We start from the raw sequence: 17,645 nt of genomic DNA on the forward strand, positions 1-17,645 counted from the left end.
CTGAGTATCAGGAATTTATTCCCATCCCATATTCTGTGTGCGTATAATCACTATCCCAATAAATTTAACTAAGGATATGTCTATGCAATCCATTAATAAATCAGCCCTGATTATTGTTGATATGCAAAATAGCTTTGTTGAAGGTGATGACCTAACCGTGCATAGTTTAGCGGTTCAAGGCGGACGTGAATTAGTTGAAGGAATTAATCAATTTCAGCAAAAGTTTGATTTAGTCATTGCCACCAAAGATTGGCACCCTGCCGATCATGGTAGCTTTGCTAGTCAATACCCAGAGAAAAACGTTTTTGATATGACAACGTTAAATGGCGTTGAGCAAATTCTTTGGCCTGATCACTGCGTGCAACATTCGATTGGTGCGGAGTTTGTTGATGGCTTAGACATAGATAACATTGCTCATATCACATACAAAGGGACCGATCCCAAGGTCGATAGTTACAGCGGCTTTAAAGATAACAATAATCAAGCTAAAACGGATTTAGATGATGTACTTAAATCCCATGCTGTGACTGATATATATGTCGTTGGATTAGCGGCTGACTTTTGTGTCAAGGCAACGGCTATTGATGGTGCAATGCTTGGATACAAAACTTTCTTTATCAAAGATTTAACTGCAGCAGTAATACCAACTCAAGATAATCTTAATACCTTATATCAAGAGTTGGAAGACGCAGGTGTTCAAGTTATCGAGGCATCACAAGTCTAGCGCCCCCTCTAACCGGTTAATTCATCTGTTCTGGATAAAAATGAAAATCGCACAGCGGCCTGTTTATTTTTTCTAGCACGTAGTACACCATCGTCATAATCAGCAACATAGCCATAAACCAAGGCAGTACATATTGCGTGATATAAGCATTTTGTATGTAGGCCTTGATCGTTATGTCGTTAAAATGAATGTGTTTATTAAAGAGGAACGGTAAGAAGCGACTTTCACCAATTGAATAGCTTTGATCTCTGAAATCAATATCAAGCCCCATGTATTGACTTAACCAGGGCCCCAATGAATCTTGCATCAATTGCTGCAAATCAAACGTCATGCCTAGATCACCTAATAATTTTCCTTGAGAAAACACTGGCGTGACTAAAATAACAACACTTCTTCCCCTTGGGTAAGCCTGCTCAAGTGAAGTTAAAAATGAGATAGAGTGTTCTAAACTGATTCCATTTTGCCGATATCTCAACGGAGAAAACTCTGGAGGGGTGGCCGTTAAATTAATGCGAGATTTAATGTAAGCAAATTCTTGACCTTGTCCGTAATATACAAAGAAGGCTTGAGGTGAAGCATTTCGGTCTTCTTCCATCCAAAATTCATCGAGTTTATGTAGTCGTTTCGATAAATCAAAATTCACCGATTGCACATTGCCTTACGCGATAAAACTACCTGAATAAAAGGAATAATGGTCTGGCATAATATTTACACCTTCAATGCCAATTTGCTCATTCTTTTCTAATGCAAAACCAGCATTATGATTAGCTTGAACGCTTATCTCAGGTAATAGAGTTTCAATATTATTGGTAATACGTTCATTCACGGAAAAATATTGGGATAAATCATTTTTAACCGCAGAGCTCACACCTTCAAGATAATTAAAAATAGACACACAGGTATAGGCAATCCAGCACGCTATACAAGTGGCAAAGAGATAGAAAAATGAATGCGAACTTCTCCCTAGCGGCATATTGATAAAACTCCCTTTATCCTAACTTTTATTCCATCGACATCTAATACCACTTGTACTAATTGGTATCTAAGTCACATCACTTCTACTTTAAACAATAATCCATCCAATACTGTTTTGCCTGTAAATTGGCCATTTCATAGTCTTTACATTCAGCAAACAATACCGCCGCCATGCTTGAAATAACCACATTTATCGCCTGTTCTGACATTGGACTCATCAAGCCTGGTGGTTGTGTTGACGGTAATGGAAGCCCTTCTTCTAGGCTTTCTTGCCAATAAAAAGATTCAACCCCTTGAGCACTACTCAACCATACGGTTTGGCTGACCTTAGGATTATATTCCGCTTCGCCATTTTGACCTTTATATGAAATGACAGACAAGCTCTTTCTGTCTATAACTTGATCAATTTCAGCATGAAGTTGCTGGAAACCTGGGTGAAAGCTACCACGAACACCTAATTTTGCAGCCCCTGGGTTTAATGCTCGTACCACAGTATTAATAGGCGTTCGTAATCCGTATCGTGCTTTCCATCCAATCATAGTTTGGGCAATGGGAGCAAATGCCTGTAATGGCAAATAAGCGATGTGATGTTCCGCGAGTAATTGTCTTGCATGCTCAGCATCTTGAGCCAAAGGAATAGCAAGGTCCATCAAGTGATCTTCAACGTGTACTCGGCCGTTGTTCGGTTCGTTATAGCCATGCAAAAGCACTTTATAGCCATTTAAAGATAATATTTTTGCAGCAAGACCATGCCAGGGAAAAGACTCATCACCAGCGCGCTTACCAGCATAACAAGGCCAATCTATGTCAGCACCAATACTCGGTACTCGCGATTGAAATGCTTTCACAAACCCTGCAATTTCATCGTTCGTTTCATTTTGAACCCGAATAAGCATGAGTAGCATCGCTATTTGATCATCACCAATTGCATTGCTTCCGCTTTCTTTCGCACTTAAATAGGCGTCCATGACATCGAACGCTTGTTGCTCAGATAATGGTTTTCGTCCTCGCTCGCCACGTCCGACGGTACGAATGCACTCTAAAATAATACTCATAAGGTACGTTACTCTCCTTGCTTCAACCTCCTTACTTTACCTGAAAGGCTCTCTATATGGTGAATAGAAACGCATGTGCTAACGCAAAAAAAACCTGATTTCTAAAGTGAGGATGATAAAAATAAGAAAAGCCTGCACAATGGTAGGCTTTCACATAAAGAATCTCAGACTACTTTTAAGTTTGCTGGCGCAAATATTCTTGCTCCCAAATATTTGAATACGGTGAGCCTGATAACAATTTTTGATGCTGTAATTCGTCTAAGTGATCCAGTGATGCCTGATGCATTTGTTCCGATAATGAATGAAAGAATTCACTGCACTTATTCATCAAAGTCGATTGATTTTTGGTTGGGTATTGACTTGCCATAATGCTTCTCCTTAAGAATATGGACGGCATTGCTTTCCATCTGCAATGCATGTACCTATGCTGCAATACTTCTACCTATGCTGCTGCATACATGTGCCTACACCTGAAATATCAAGCGCAAAGCACATTACAATCTAAGCAGTAATCAATTAAGCAATAACCAAGCCAATTTTAAATATTCGTTGTAACAGACACTTAGATTACTGGCATAAAAAATCATGCACAAGTTTGATCCAAAATGGATGAGAAATAGTGCAAGTTAGCATTTCTTAGCCTTACAAATTAGCTTTTCCTAGCTTTATAGATTTTACGGGCGGTTCCCTTTTTCTTATATGCGGGCTTTTTCACTGGCGGTAACGAGCGTAACGAGTCTGGTACAGGCGCGGTTTTTACATTGTGGATCAACTGTTCAATTTGTTGCTGCAAGTGTTGCATAAATGGTGTGTAGGCTTGTTGCTTTTCAGCCATGGCTTGTAATTGATGTTCCCAATGGGCGGTCATATCAGGATAAGTCGATTCTGCGGGTAGCGCATGAATTAAGCCTCTTCCCGCTTGACTGGCTTTGATAAACCGACCTTCACGAACTAGTAACTGACGCTTGAATAAAGTATCGAGTATCCCAGCTCGCGTGGCTTCCGTTCCAAGTCCATCTGTGTCACGGAGAATTTTCTTTAATTCTTTGTCGGCGACAAATCGCGCAATACCCGTCATGGCTTGCAATAATGTAGATTCAGTAAAGTGACGTGGTGGCTCAGTTTTATGATCTTTGATTTCACCTTCTCGACACAATAGTTTTTCCCCGATAGCTAGCGCAGGGACTTGATCAATCCCCTCCTCATCGGCCTCTTGTGTTTTTGAAGATTGAAGTATTTTCCAACCTGAGACAATCAGCACTCGACCTTTGGCAATAAACACGCCACCGGCAATATCAAACTCTAACTTCGACTCGGCATAGACCGCAGCAGGATAAAACTGCATCAAATACTGACGTGCAATCATTTGATAAATTTTTGCTTCGTGACCAGACAGAACATGACTCGCCATTTTCTTTGGGGTTGGAATGATGGCGTGGTGAGCATCCACTTTGCTGTCATTCCACGCTTTTGATTTTAAAGACAGATCTACGCCAGCAACCGCTTGTTGTAATTGAGCATCGTTATTATTTATCGCCTCAACCACGCTTCCCGCTTGTTTGAAATGTTCTTTAGGCAAATAACGACTGTCTGAACGAGGGTAAGTAATCAGCTTATGTTTCTCATATAACGACTGACACACATTCAACACATCTTGCGCACTCATTTGAAAACGTCTTGCCGCTTCAATTTGCAAAGCAGAAAGGGAATAAGGTAGTGGTGGCGCTTGTTTAGTTTGCTTTTGTTCAGAGTCTTTTACCATCGCGGGCTGACCTTGAATACGACTCGCCACATTTTCTACCAACTTACGGTTTAGCACTCTCCCTTCTTCGTCTTGCCACGGTTTGATTGCTTCACTTGGTTTCCATTTAGCGCGAATATCAAATTCTTCATTCCCATTTTGATACGGGATCAACGCATGTAAGGAAAAGTAATCTCGTGGTACAAAATTTTCGATTTCTTCATCACGTCTCACCACCAAACCCAGTACAGGGGTTTGTACCCGCCCTACCGACAGAACGCCTTGATAACCAGCTTTTTGCCCGAGCAAGGTATACGCACGCGACATATTCATTCCATACAACCAATCGGCGCGAGAGCGCGCTAAAGCCGAAACAGAAAGAGGAACAAATTCTTGGTTGGAACGCATTTGTGTTAACGCGCGTTTTACCGCAGGTAGGTTTAAATCGCTGATCAATAAACGCTGAGTGGATTGCTTTTGTGCTTTGGTCGCTTTGAGATAATCAATGACTTCATCCACCAGCAGCTGCCCTTCACGATCAGGGTCTCCCGCATTGATAAGTTCTGGTTTTTGCTTAAAAAGCTGTTTTATCACTGAGAGTTGTTTTTTAGCGGCGGCGCGTGGGCGTAATTGCCATTGCTGTGGAATGATGGGTAAATCCGCCATATTCCATTTTTTATAACGCTCATCATAAGCATCTGGCTCCACTTGTTCCAGCAAATGCCCGATACACCAAGTCACCACATCGCCGTTGGCACAACGAATAAAACCTTGTTCATTTTTATGAGGTGTAGGCAAAGCAGCCGCAATGGCGCGACCTAAGCTTGGTTTTTCAGCAATAAATAAACGCACAGCAATCTCAAATAGCGAAAATATAAAAGAAAAGGCAACACTCAAGGTCACCTTTTTAGAGTCAATTTAACTGTGATTTTATACAGTGATTTTCAATTAAAGGAAAGAGACAAAATCACCAATTTTACGTTCAGGTACTTTCATTGGTGTGGTTCCCGGTGTGCCTAAATATAAGAAGCCCACGATTTGATCTTCTCCTTCAAGTCCAAAGGCTTGGTGTACTTCTTGATGAAACATCCATTCACCCGAGCGCCAAAAGCCTTGAAAACCTTGTGCGATCGCCGCCATTTGCATTGCCTGTGCTGCACAACCAGCAGAAAGGTGTTGTTCGAACGCTGGCACTTTTTCATGAGGCGTGACCTTAGCGATCACGGTGATCACCATAGGGGCTCGAAATGGTGCTTTTTTCAACTTCTCAATCACTGCTTCATCGCTATTGTTTGCCTTTGCAGCGTGCACAAGAATATCCGCCAATTTGCGTAACCCTTCACCTTGCGCGATAACAAAGCGCCAAGGTGTTAAGCTGCCGTGATCAGGCGCTCGGAATCCCGCTTTAATGATGTTTTCCAACACTTTGCCTTCCGGTGCGGGTTCAATCAGATTGGCTACAGAACGGCGCTCCAACAATAAATCTAACGCTTGCATAATCATTCCTTGGCTTTAAAACGACAAATGAGAATCATAATCAAATATCACTTCTTTGACCATGACTCTCATTGCATTTCATCTATTTAATCGATTTAACGTAAAGCTAGAATCTAAATAACCTCCGCTACCGTTAAATAGATATCGCAATCTTAGTGCCTTGACGAATGGCACGTACCGCGTCCAATTCACCGGCAACATCTGCGCCACCAATCACATGTAACTTGCCATTAAGAGACGCCCATTTTTCTTCAAAGGGACGCACAGACTCTTGCCCGGCACACACAATAATATTGTCGGCATCCAACACTGTTTCTTTTTGATTGAGCGTAATATGTAGGCCTTGCTCACTCACTTTCTGGTAACTCACTCCCCCCATCAAATTAACACCGCGTTTTTTCAAAGTAGCACGATGAATCCAACCGGTTGTTTTACCTGGCCCTTTGCCGACTGGCCCTTGACGGCGCTGCATCAACCACACGTGTTTATCACTCAACATTTCCGACATGGGCACTAACCCCCCCGCATGCTGTAGATTTTGGTCAATCCCCCAATCATCCAGCCAATCACCAATACCATGCTGGTTAGGCTCTGTGATCATACTTGCTACATCAACGCCGATACCACCAGCGCCAATAATGGCCACTTTCTTACCTAATGCACTCTTTTCACGAATCAAGGTTTGATAATCAATAACTTTGTCGCTGCCTTCCATACCTTCAATATTCAGCACTCGAGGCTTAACGCCCGATGCCATCACCACTTCATCGTATTGTGTCAGCATTTCAAAGGTTGCTTCGGTTTCAAGCTTAAGGTTCACACCCGTTTCTTCAATGCGGTTTGCAAAGTATCGAATCGTCTCGCGGAATTCTTCTTTACCAGGAATTTGCATCGCAAGACGGAACTGCCCCCCAATACGGTCGTTTTTCTCATATAAGTCAACATGGTGACCACGCTCAGCCGCAATTGTTGCACATGCTAAACCCGCGGGACCAGCACCAATCACTGCCACTTTTTTCTTCGTGGTTGCCGCTCTAACCGGCATGTCAAGTTCATTACACGCACGCGGATTCACCAAACAACTGGCTTGCTTGCCTTTGAAAATATTATCCAAACAAGCCTGATTACAGCCGATGCAGGTGTTAATTAATTTTGATTTTTGTGCTGCCGCTTTATTGACAAAATCAGGGTCAGCCAAGAAAGGACGTGCCATTGACACCATATCCGCATGGCCTTGCGATAAAATGTCCTCTGCCACTTCCGGTGTATTAATACGATTACAAGTGATCACCGGGATCGACAAATGTGGTTTCACTTTTTCCGTCACCCAGCTAAAGGCGGCGCGGGGTACTTGAGTTGCTATCGTTGGTATCCGTGCTTCATGCCACCCAATACCAGTATTAATCAGCGTCACGCCTGCCTGTTCTAACGCTTTTGCCAGCTCCACCACTTCATCAAAAGTACTGCCTTGCTCAACGAGGTCCAGCATAGATAAGCGGAAAATAATAATGTACTCATTACCCACTTTGGCACGAATAGCTTTAACGATTTCAAGAGGCAGACGAATTCGATTTTGATAGCTGCCCCCCCATTCATCGCCCCGTTGATTAGTACGCTGACAAATAAATTGGTTAATCAAATACCCTTCTGAGCCCATCACTTCTACCCCATCATATCCAGCACTTTTGGCTAGATTCGCGGTATTGGCAAAATCATCGATGGTGCTACGAATTTGTCGTGCGCTCATTTTACAGGGAGTGAATTTTGAAATCGGTGCACGAGTTGCGCTGGCACTTTGAGAAAAAGGATGCATGGCATAACGACCGGCATGCAGAATTTGCAGTGCAATTTTACCGCCATGTTTATGAACCGCTTCAGTCACAACACGGTGCTTTTTCACATGAGATTGACGACTTAATTGTGCGCTAAACGGGGTTAAACGGCCACGTAAGTTAGGAGAAAAGCCGCCAGTCACAATTAAACCAACGCCACCTTTTGCACGTTCTTCATAAAATGCTGCTAGCTTTTTCAGTTCACCGCGCTCTTCTTCTAAACCGGTGTGCATTGAACCCATCAAGACGCGATTACGTAATTGTGTAAATCCGAGGTCCAGTGGTGCTAGTAGATGTGGGTACATATCTCACCTTTCAAGCTAATAATTATTATATGGTCTGACCAGAGTATCGCTTGCACTTCAACTATTCAAACATCCGTTTACATTTTTGTAACCTAGCTCAATTTTCATCGTAAAGTTGATTCAAAGGCACAAATTTTCTTACTGCTTGAGGGGTTATCCCCAAGTAACCCAAATTACCGTAACATTAATGTCATTGCTTATGTTACATTGTTGCAAATAGTCTTACGCTTATGCTTAAGCGACCTCAGATTTACATCATGTTTAACCGGACAGAAATATGAAAAAACTGTTTTGCTTTATCGCAAAGATCATCAAAGGCATTTGGAAATTTATCGGTTTTCTACGTGTCGCAATGTTGAATCTTGCCTTTCTCGCTATTTTAGTTTTCGCCTACTTCACCTTTTTCCCGCAAAAATCAGCAGCACCGGATGATATCTCGTCAAAAAAAGAAGCCTTAATCCTCAATTTGGAAGGGCCGATTGTTGAGCAACGTTCTTATATCAATCCGTTCGACTCCTTATCGGGAACATTGATGGAAAAAGATCTGCCAAAAGAAAATGTGCTCTACGATATTGTGACGACGATTCGTGCAGCAGCAAAAGACGAATCCATTACTGGGCTCGTACTGAATTTAAAGCAGATGCCAGAAACCAACCTAACCAAATTACGCTATGTAGCTAAAGCCATCAGTGAGTTCAAAGCCAGTGGCAAGCCAGTCTACGCGTATGGTGATTTTTATAATCAAAGCCAATATTACCTAGCCAGTTACGCCAATAAAATCATGCTCTCACCAGATGGAGCAGTGCTATTAAAAGGCTACAGCGCTTACAATTTGTACTTCAAAGACTTTCTGGAAAAACTCAATGTCTCTACTCATATTTTCCGTGTAGGCACATATAAATCGGCGGTAGAGCCTTTTATTCGTAATGATATGTCACCCGCTGCAAAAGAGTCTGCCAGCGCATGGTTAACTCAATTGTGGGGGGCGTACATTGATGATGTTGCTCATAACCGTAACGTAGATGGTAAAACGCTAACGCCAAGCATGGAGGATTTCCTTGCACAAATGAAAGTCGTTGATGGTGATTTAGCACAATTGTCGAAACAAGTCGGTTTGGTTGATGAGCTTATGACTCGCCAACAAGCGACCCAATTCTTACGTGATAAATTTGGCGGCACGGATAAGAATGGCTACAACGGCATAAGCTACTATCAATATAAAAATACCGTGACACAACCAATCACAACCAGCCCAGATAAAATTGCAGTCGTGGTTGCCAGTGGTACGATTTTAGATGGCGATCAACCTAAAGGCAGTGTTGGTGGTGATTCAACGGCTCGTCTATTACGCCAAGCTCGCCTAGATAAAGACATTAAAGCTGTGGTATTGCGTGTCGACAGCCCAGGCGGCAGCGCTTTCGCATCTGAAGTCATTCGTAATGAAGTGGAAGCATTAAAGCAAGCGGGGAAACCTGTGGTTGTTTCAATGTCTAGCCTTGCAGCATCGGGTGGTTACTGGATTTCAATGAGTGCCGATAAAATCATCGCTCAGCCAACCACGCTCACGGGTTCAATCGGTATCTTTGGTGTCATCACCACATTTGAAAAAGGCTTAAATCAACTAGGCGTGCATACGGATGGAATTGGCACCAGCCCATTCTCTGGTGTTGGCTTAACCAATGGTCTATCAAAAGGTGCGTCAGAAGCAATGCAAATGGGCATTGAGCATGGTTATCATCGTTTTATCTCACTGGTGGGTGAGAACCGAGACATGAAAACTGAAGAGGTTGATAAAGTCGCCCAAGGTCGAGTTTGGACCGGTCAAGATGCCATGAAACGTGGTCTTGTGGATCAAATGGGTGACTTTGATGATGCGATTACTGAAGCGGCTAAGTTAGCTAAAGTGACAGATTACCAGTTAACTTGGGTTGATAAGCCACTCACGCCAACTCAACAAATGCTGCAAGATTTATTCAGCACTGTCGATGCATCACTAGGTAACCCACTAGAAAAATATTTGCCGGATGCGCTAAAACCAGCCGCCGCACAAATTAGCCAAAGTGCCGATTTACTCAACAGCTTTAATGATCCGAAAGGCTATTATGCTTTTTGTTTAAATTGCCAAACTAATTAACTGAAAAATAAAACAATAATCAAAGCCAGTAACTCACAATGCTGGCTTTTTTCTTTGCGTGTTTGCCATTTTCTTATTGGGATAAATGCCGCTATAATTGCGCCCAACTGTTCCCCCTACTCAATTTGATATTCATTATGACAAGAAAACACATCTACATCGCTTACACTGGTGGCACCATTGGCATGAAACGTTCCTCACACGGTTACGTACCTGCTGATGGTTTCATGACCCAACAACTTGCTGCAATGCCAGAATTCCATCGTGAAGAAATGCCATTGTTTACCGTGCACGAGTATTCACCTCTAATGGATTCATCCGATATGACGCCTAACGATTGGCAGCATATCGCTGATGACATCAAAGCTAATTACGACAAATACGACGGTTTCGTGATTTTACACGGCACCGATACCATGGCGTACACCGCCTCTGCGTTGTCATTCATGTTTGAAAACTTGGGTAAACCGGTGATCGTGACGGGCTCACAAATCCCATTAGCTGAGCTGCGTTCTGATGGTCAAGCAAACTTACTGAATGCCTTACATATTGCGGCAAACTACCCGATCAATGAAGTGACGTTGTTTTTTAATAACCAACTCATGCGAGGTAACCGCAGCACCAAGTCTCGCGCTGATGGTTTTAATGCCTTTACTTCACCTAACTTGCCACATTTGTTAGAAGCAGGGATCAGCATTCAAGTGAGTAACCCTGAACTGATCAACAAGAAGCCACAAGGTGAATTCAAAGTACACAACATCACGCCACAACCGATCGGTGTGATTACTATGTATCCGGGCATTTCTCATGAGGTTATTCGCAATACATTACGCCAACCAGTAAATGCGATGATTTTGCTCACTTTTGGTGTCGGTAACGCACCACAAAATAAAGAGATGCTTGCGCACTTAAAAGAAGCCTCAGAACGTGGCGTGATTGTGGTGAACCTAACCCAATGCTTAACTGGGAAAGTAAATATGGATGGTTATGCTACTGGGGTTTCATTAGCAGAAGCTGGTGTGATCAGTGGATTTGATATGACGCACGAAGCCGCCCTTGCCAAGCTACATTATTTATTAAGTAAAGAGTTAAGCTACGAAGAAATCAAAGCGCAGATGCAACAAGTACTGCGTGGGGAGATGAGTATTTAAACATTACTCGGGTTCTCGTTACTCGTTGCTCGGAAAAGATAATTCGAGCAACGAGCAGCAAAGCGCCCGAGAAATGAGAGGCGGCTTTGTCAAAACTCATTATCTACTTTCACTCTCACAATATCCGCTTCATTTTGCACAAACTGCTTTTTCAATTCTGCTTTTGATTTAAACGAAACTTCTCCACCCGCGGCAACCGTCATGTGTTGTGCATCGTGGTTATGTTTCGATTGATACAGCATCACCGCCTGCATGCAAGAATCGCGTTGTTCTTTTGTAATCGGCGTACCATCTAACCAACGACCAGTTTCAATGGCATAGTTCAATCGCTCATACACTTCCGGTGTCATGGCGTTAAGAAGTTGTTCTACATTCATGTGCTTTCCTTAATACAGCTTAAGCGCGTTGATTTACACCCTGCGTTACTGGTTAAAAATTAAAGATACCGAGTTCACGCAAAAACGCTGTCCTGTCGTATCTTGAGGCCCATCTAAAAAGACATGACCTAGGTGGCTGTCGCACTGAGCACAGCGAATTTCAGTACGAATCATACCGTGGCTATGATCTTCCAAATAACGGATGGCGCTTTTAGAAATCGGTTTATCGAAACTAGGCCAACCACAGCCTGAATCATATTTATCGTCCGATGAAAACAAATCCGCATGGCAGCAAGTACATTGATAAGTTCCGGTGTCTTTATTATGCAGCAATGTTCCTGAGTATGGAGCTTCCGTTCCTCCCAAGCGACATACACGATACTGCTCTTCGGTTAAACTTTGTTTCCATTCTTTATCTGTTTTCTTCACCGGATGACTCCATTTGGATTGGTACTATCATTAACAACATAAGATCAATACTCATGATGGTGCTGATGTTCAACATTGCTGGCAACTAAGTCAACAACCAGCCGATCAATCTGATAAATAAGTCTCTATTTTACGAACCTTTGAATTTAACACTGAATGTTTTTCAACAAAAACTTGCGTATTGGCTACAATGTGGCACATACTTTCCAACGATTTGAAATAGTGACTTGAATCACGTTAGAGTATGGTTCTTGTCTGTACACATAGGATATGTACAAACTTGTAGTAACAGCAAAATTTGAAACGTGAACGTATGGGCAGTAATTGACCGATTTTGATGAATTCAGAAAGAAAGTAACTCTTTTTTTTGACTTTAAACAAGTAAAAGCCGATTATGCCTTGCAGTCACTGACTGGGTTTTGTAATTTTACTACCAGTTATCTTTAATCTGAAAATTAAGTTGTGGAGCAACTACAATGACTATCAAAGTAGGTATTAACGGTTTTGGCCGTATTGGACGTTTCGTTTTCCGTGCTTCTGTTGAGCGTGACAACATCGAAGTTGTTGGTATCAACGACCTTATCGACGTTGAGTACATGGCATACATGCTTAAGTACGATTCAACTCACGGTCGTTTCAACGGTACTGTTGAAGTTAAAGACGGTAACCTAATCGTTAACGGTAAAACTGTACGTGTAACTGCTGAGCGTAACCCAGAAGATCTTAAGTGGAACGAAATCGGTGTTGATGTAGTTGCTGAAGCAACTGGTATCTTCCTAACTGACGAAACTGCACGTAAACACATCACTGCAGGTGCTAAGAAAGTTGTTCTTACTGGTCCTTCTAAAGACGCAACTCCAATGTTCGTTATGGGCGTAAACCACGAAACTTACGCTGGTCAAGACATCGTTTCTAACGCTTCTTGTACTACTAACTGCCTAGCGCCAATCGCTAAAGTTCTTAACGACAAGTGGGGCATCGAGTCTGGTCTTATGACTACTGTTCACGCTACTACAGCTACTCAAAAAACTGTAGACGGTCCTTCTGCGAAAGACTGGCGTGGTGGTCGTGGTGCTTCTCAAAACATCATCCCATCTTCAACTGGTGCTGCTAAAGCTGTAGGCGTTGTACTACCAGCTGTACAAGGCAAACTAACTGGTATGGCTTTCCGCGTACCAACTGCTAACGTTTCAGTTGTTGACCTAACAGTTAACCTAACTAACGCTGCTTCTTACGCTGACATCTGTGCAGAAATGAAACGCGCTTCTGAAAACGAACTAGCTGGCGTTCTAGGTTACACTGAAGATGCAGTTGTTTCTCAAGACTTCATCGGCGAAACTAACACTTCTGTATTCGATGCAGCTGCTGGTATCGCTCTAAACGACAAATTCGTTAAAGTTGTATCTTGGTACGACAACGAAATCGGCTACTCAAACAAAGTTCTTGACCTAATCGCTCACATCTCTAAGTAAGCATTAGCGTAAACTTTCTTTGAAAGGTCTTCTTCTATAGAAGATAAGCGAATAAAAGGCGGCCATTGTGTCGCCTTTTTTGATTTACGATACTCGGAATCTCGTCGCTCGTATCTCGAGCGAACTTAATAAATAAAAAACAGACGATTCGAGAAACGAAAACCCTAGCAACGAGGAACGACGCTCTATGAACCTTACTCATCTACCGATTATCAGTACCCTATCTGATTGCATTACGGTTGTTCAAAAAGACCAAGTTAAAATTATCCGAGTTCAGCACCCTAAAGCCGAAGCGGCCATTTCTTTATTTGGCGGTCATGTTATTTCCTTTAAACCACAGGGCGAACAAGATCTTATCTTTACCAGTGAAGATGCTATTTATGATGGTGAAACGCCATTACGTGGTGGTATTCCTGTCTGCTGGCCATGGTTTGCTAAAGCTGCTGAACCTAGCCATGGTTTTGCACGCACAACAGAATGGCATTTAGTTGAGCATCGTGAAAATGAAGATGGCGTGATGGTTCGTATTGAATTAAAGCCTTCTGAAGCAACACTCTCGATTTGGCCACATCAATTTGAAGTGTTTCTTGATATTGAAGTCTCAGAACAATTAACCACGAGCCTACGCATTAAAAATACGGATGACCACGCTTGGAAGTTCTCTGGTGCGTTACATACTTACTTCAACATTGCCAATATTCTGGATACTCAAATTACTGGCATGGGTGATCATTACATCGACAAATTGCAAGCCGGTAAAGTGTGTCTAGGCGGTGATACACTGAACATCACAGCGGGTGTTGACCGTGTTTACACCCATCCATCAAAACAAATCTTAATCTCTGATCCAAACAATCAACGTACGATCAGTGTGGAGAATGAAGGCGACACGGCAGCGGTGATTTGGAACCCGTGGGAAATTGCTCAAGGCATGGTGGACATGAAAGATGAAGCCTACATCAATATGGTGTGTGTAGAATCCACTCTTTTCGCTGAAACGCTAGAAGATGGCCACTCACTTGAGCCTGGCGAAAGCTATTTACTCAGTACTAAGATAAAACTGCAGTAATTGTTGCTCGTTGCTCGTTGCTCGTTGCTCAAAAAGCCTAATCGCTTTTAGACAACGAGCATTCATTTTCTGCTATCATCCCGCTTCATTCCCTGCGTAAGAAAAGACTATGACTTATCAATGCCCTCTTTGCCATCAAACACTGACCGCCATGCCTAGTGGATTCAAGTGTGAACGTAATCATCAATTTGATCGAGCAAAAGAAGGCTATGTCAACTTAATGCCTGTACAGCATAAACGCTCGAAACAGCCTGGGGACAATGCAGAAATGATGCAAGCACGCCGTCGCTTCTTAGATTCGAACCAGTATCATCCCATGCGTGAAGCCGTGGCTAAGCTCTGTGTCGAGCACTTAACTAATACGTCACATCAACTGCTCGATATAGGCTGTGGAGAAGGCTATTACACCGATTTTATTGCCACACAATTACAGCAGCAACATTCTCAAGCTACCTGCTATGGGTTAGATATTTCAAAAGTCGCTATTCGTTATGCGGCCAAGCGTTATAGCCGTGATGACTTACCGTTCTGTGTCGCATCGAGTCACCGACTACCTTTTGCCGATAACAGTTTAGATGCCGTGTTACGTATTTACGCACCGTGCCAACCCGCAGAATTAGCTAGGGTAACCACAGATAGCGGATTGGTAATCACAGTCACTCCAGCAGCACGCCACTTATATCAATTACGCGAAATGGTGTACCAGGATGTTCATTTGCATGATGAAACACCTGAAGTCATTAATGGCTTTGAACTGACAGTCGAAACCAAGTTGCACTACACCATGACAATGAATGGCGAGCAAGCGGATGATTTATTGCAAATGACGCCATTTGCATGGAAAGCATCAGAGGCGATGCGTGGCGAGTTGAAATCGACCGAGCAATTTGAATGCGAAGCCGATTTCATACTACGTGTGTATAAAAAACGTGTGTATAAGAAGTTAGCTTAACGAGCTGCGCAACGCTGAGCTAAAATAGGGTTCACGTTGTGCTGATAACTTTCAACAATTTCGGCTTTTTTACATTCAAACACACTCACTGGGTATTGTTTATCCCAAGCGGTAAAGAGCTGTTTTTGCTGCTTACTCAAGCGAAACTTCGGATACGTTGCCTCAAAATATAAGTAAGTCCGAGCAATCAAACCTCGTGCATTTTCTGGCGGTTGAGCTTTGCGGTCTTCAACATGAAAATCACAACTACCAAAGTCAGATTTTGTCCCCGACATCATCTGGAAATTGTAATTTGAGCGGTAAGCGTTCACGCTGCCAATAGCGGCGAATAAGTTGTACCCATCGGCTTGCATGAAGCGATATTCTTTATTCACCCTATCGGCACATTTACGACCTTTATAAGGCTTTCCCTTACTACTGACGCATTGCGCATCACCTTCACGCCACTCAACAAACGCACGGCCAAAGTTTTCCGCAGGGACAATATGTTCAAACTCGATTCGTTTAGAGCGAGAGGTATACAAATTATCATCAAAGCCCGCAGGCAAGGTGACGTTCTTTTTGGCATCAAATGCGGCGTCACAATAAACGGTTTTACGCATTTGTGGTGAGTTATAGACATTTTCCATTAACAAACGTTTTGCTTTAGAAAATGAATCGATTTGCGTATTTTGATTTGCCGACGCGACTCCAGATAACAATGTGAATGGGAGTAATACTAACGGGAGCACAGCACGCGCTACAACTGGCCATTTTTTCATTTTAGACTTCCTTTTGTGAAGCCTCTATTTTACGGTTTATTTAATACTTTTTTCATACTTATTATTTATAACCTGCTCAATAAACCACCAAACAAACCCAAATAAAAATAATTCTCAATTGTATTGATTGATTTTCTCATGCCATTTAAGATGTTCGCACATACGGAGATCATCATGCCAAAACTCACTCATTTAACTCGCCTTGTTTCCGCACTATCCACAGCCTTATTACTCAATGCTTGTAGCAGTAGCAATACTGTTTCCGACTCACCGACTGTTAGCTCATTTTACGACTACCAGCTGTATAGCCCTCAGCAGCAGCCGCTGACGCTAGAACAATGGGCACACACGGCTAAGGAAGCTGATGTTATTCTTGTCGGTGAGTGGCACACACATGCGGGTATCCATCGCTTTCAGACCGAAGCTTTACAACAGCTGATAAAGCAAAGTAAGAAGCCTGTTGCCCTTTCGATGGAACAATTTAGTCGTGATACGCAAGCAGTCGTGGATGAATACTTGAAAGGTGAGATTGGCGAGCAAACCTTAATCGCGCAAGGTAACGCATGGCCAAATTATGAAAGTGATTACCGGCCTTTAATAGAACTTGCGAAAACAGCCCAAATTGATGTCATTGCCACGAATGCCCCTAAACCCATTGTTCGCTGTATCGCTAAGCAAGGGTTAAGTTATTTGGATAAGCTCGATTCAGACCAACGCGCGACTATTGCTAAAAAAATTGACCTTGAGGATTCTCCTTATAAAGCGAAGTTCATGGCATCGATGCACCACGGCCAGCCTAGCCAACACATCAATATGTACGCTTCACAATTGACGTGGGATGCAACCATGGCTGAAAGCATTGTCCGCTACCTAAGCCAACATCCAGGCACAACCGTTCTTCACACTGCGGGTAAATTTCATACCGAAAATGGACTGGGAACTGCCGCGCAAATCCACAAGCTCAACCCTAACCTTAAAGTCATGATGGTCACGCCTGTTGAGCAAGTTAGCGAGCAAAGTAGTGATTACCAATTGAAAGTACTGACACCACCGGTTCGTTACATAAAAGAAGAAAACCAGCAGGCCGCATTCAAGAGCATGTTTGCCCAATCCAAACCGTTGGAATGTAATTAACGTACCTCAACGGTGGATAGTGACATAAATAAAACCG

General features: G+C 42.8%; 17 protein-coding genes. 7 read left to right on the forward strand and 10 right to left on the reverse strand.

The features are described from left to right. Positions 1-82 precede the first annotated feature (82 nt). The gene (gene pncA, locus Vgang_RS07730) at positions 83-724 is read left to right on the forward strand and encodes a bifunctional nicotinamidase/pyrazinamidase (RefSeq protein WP_157946039.1); all 642 of its coding nucleotides are present in this window, start codon (positions 83-85) and stop codon (positions 722-724) included. A gap of 16 nt (positions 725-740) precedes the next feature. Here the strand turns inward: pncA and Vgang_RS07735 are convergent, their stop codons facing one another. The 7 genes from Vgang_RS07735 to Vgang_RS07765 all read right to left on the reverse strand — a co-directional run bounded on the left by Vgang_RS07735 (position 741) and on the right by Vgang_RS07765 (position 8,129). Further along, positions 741-1,319: a hypothetical protein gene (locus Vgang_RS07735; protein ID WP_157946038.1), complete on the reverse strand. Its 579-nt coding sequence runs from the start codon at positions 1,317-1,319 to the stop codon at positions 741-743. Positions 1,320-1,382: 63 nt separating this feature from the next. After that, positions 1,383-1,619, reverse strand: a complete 237-nt coding sequence (locus Vgang_RS07740; RefSeq protein WP_157946037.1) for a hypothetical protein — start codon at positions 1,617-1,619, stop codon at positions 1,383-1,385. A 163-nt stretch (positions 1,620-1,782) separates the two neighbouring features. Then, a complete protein-coding gene (locus Vgang_RS07745) occupies positions 1,783-2,754 on the reverse strand; it encodes a glycosyl transferase family protein (RefSeq protein ID WP_105903135.1) in 972 nt (323 codons plus the stop codon). A gap of 175 nt (positions 2,755-2,929) precedes the next feature. Further along, entirely contained in the window at positions 2,930-3,121 is a 192-nt protein-coding gene (locus Vgang_RS07750) for a hypothetical protein (protein ID WP_105903134.1), read from the reverse strand. A 282-nt stretch (positions 3,122-3,403) separates the two neighbouring features. Further along, positions 3,404-5,347, reverse strand: coding sequence for a DNA topoisomerase III (locus Vgang_RS07755; RefSeq protein ID WP_105903191.1), 1,944 nt, complete (start codon positions 5,345-5,347; stop codon positions 3,404-3,406). Positions 5,348-5,443: 96 nt separating this feature from the next. Next, complete coding sequence (locus Vgang_RS07760) at positions 5,444-5,992, reverse strand: NAD(P)H nitroreductase (protein ID WP_105903133.1); 549 nt, start codon at positions 5,990-5,992, stop codon at positions 5,444-5,446. Positions 5,993-6,125: 133 nt separating this feature from the next. Continuing rightward, positions 6,126-8,129 (reverse strand): NADPH-dependent 2,4-dienoyl-CoA reductase, encoded by a 2,004-nt coding sequence (locus Vgang_RS07765; RefSeq protein WP_105903132.1) that lies wholly within the window; start codon positions 8,127-8,129, stop codon positions 6,126-6,128. A 277-nt stretch (positions 8,130-8,406) separates the two neighbouring features. Between Vgang_RS07765 and sppA the strand changes: the two genes are divergently transcribed. Both sppA and ansA read left to right on the forward strand, forming a co-directional pair. Continuing rightward, positions 8,407-10,263: a signal peptide peptidase SppA gene (gene sppA, locus Vgang_RS07770; protein WP_105903131.1), complete on the forward strand. Its 1,857-nt coding sequence runs from the start codon at positions 8,407-8,409 to the stop codon at positions 10,261-10,263. Between the two features lie 137 nt (positions 10,264-10,400). Then, positions 10,401-11,414 (forward strand): asparaginase, encoded by a 1,014-nt coding sequence (ansA, locus tag Vgang_RS07775; protein ID WP_105903130.1) that lies wholly within the window; start codon positions 10,401-10,403, stop codon positions 11,412-11,414. Positions 11,415-11,503: 89 nt separating this feature from the next. Here ansA and Vgang_RS07780 read toward each other — a convergent pair whose 3' ends face one another. Next, on the reverse strand, positions 11,504-11,791 hold the full coding sequence (locus Vgang_RS07780) for a YeaC family protein (protein ID WP_105903129.1): 288 nt from the start codon (positions 11,789-11,791) through the stop codon (positions 11,504-11,506). Positions 11,792-11,836: 45 nt separating this feature from the next. Next, positions 11,837-12,220 (reverse strand): peptide-methionine (R)-S-oxide reductase MsrB, encoded by a 384-nt coding sequence (msrB, locus tag Vgang_RS07785; RefSeq protein ID WP_105903128.1) that lies wholly within the window; start codon positions 12,218-12,220, stop codon positions 11,837-11,839. Between the two features lie 476 nt (positions 12,221-12,696). Here msrB and gap point away from each other — a divergent pair, with 476 nt between their 5' ends. The 3 genes from gap (at position 12,697) to rlmA (ending at position 15,713) form a co-directional block, all read left to right on the forward strand. Continuing rightward, complete coding sequence (gene gap, locus Vgang_RS07790; protein ID WP_105903127.1) at positions 12,697-13,692, forward strand: type I glyceraldehyde-3-phosphate dehydrogenase; 996 nt, start codon at positions 12,697-12,699, stop codon at positions 13,690-13,692. A 187-nt stretch (positions 13,693-13,879) separates the two neighbouring features. Continuing rightward, entirely contained in the window at positions 13,880-14,761 is an 882-nt protein-coding gene (locus Vgang_RS07795; RefSeq protein ID WP_105903126.1) for a D-hexose-6-phosphate mutarotase, read from the forward strand. Positions 14,762-14,870: 109 nt separating this feature from the next. Next, positions 14,871-15,713, forward strand: coding sequence for a 23S rRNA (guanine(745)-N(1))-methyltransferase (gene rlmA / locus Vgang_RS07800; RefSeq protein WP_105903125.1), 843 nt, complete (start codon positions 14,871-14,873; stop codon positions 15,711-15,713). Here rlmA and Vgang_RS07805 read toward each other — a convergent pair. Further along, entirely contained in the window at positions 15,710-16,474 is a 765-nt protein-coding gene (locus Vgang_RS07805) for an endonuclease (RefSeq protein WP_105903124.1), read from the reverse strand. The two genes, rlmA and Vgang_RS07805, sit on opposite strands and share 4 nt — an antisense overlap. Positions 16,475-16,648: 174 nt before the next feature. On the opposite strand from Vgang_RS07805, the gene Vgang_RS07810 reads away from it, so the two are divergent. Beyond that, positions 16,649-17,608, forward strand: coding sequence for a ChaN family lipoprotein (locus Vgang_RS07810; protein ID WP_105903123.1), 960 nt, complete (start codon positions 16,649-16,651; stop codon positions 17,606-17,608). The last annotated feature ends 37 nt before the right edge of the window (positions 17,609-17,645 follow it).

It is taken from the genome of Vibrio gangliei, from assembly GCF_026001925.1.
In the GTDB taxonomy this organism is placed as follows: Bacteria; Pseudomonadota; Gammaproteobacteria; order Enterobacterales; family Vibrionaceae; genus Vibrio; species Vibrio gangliei.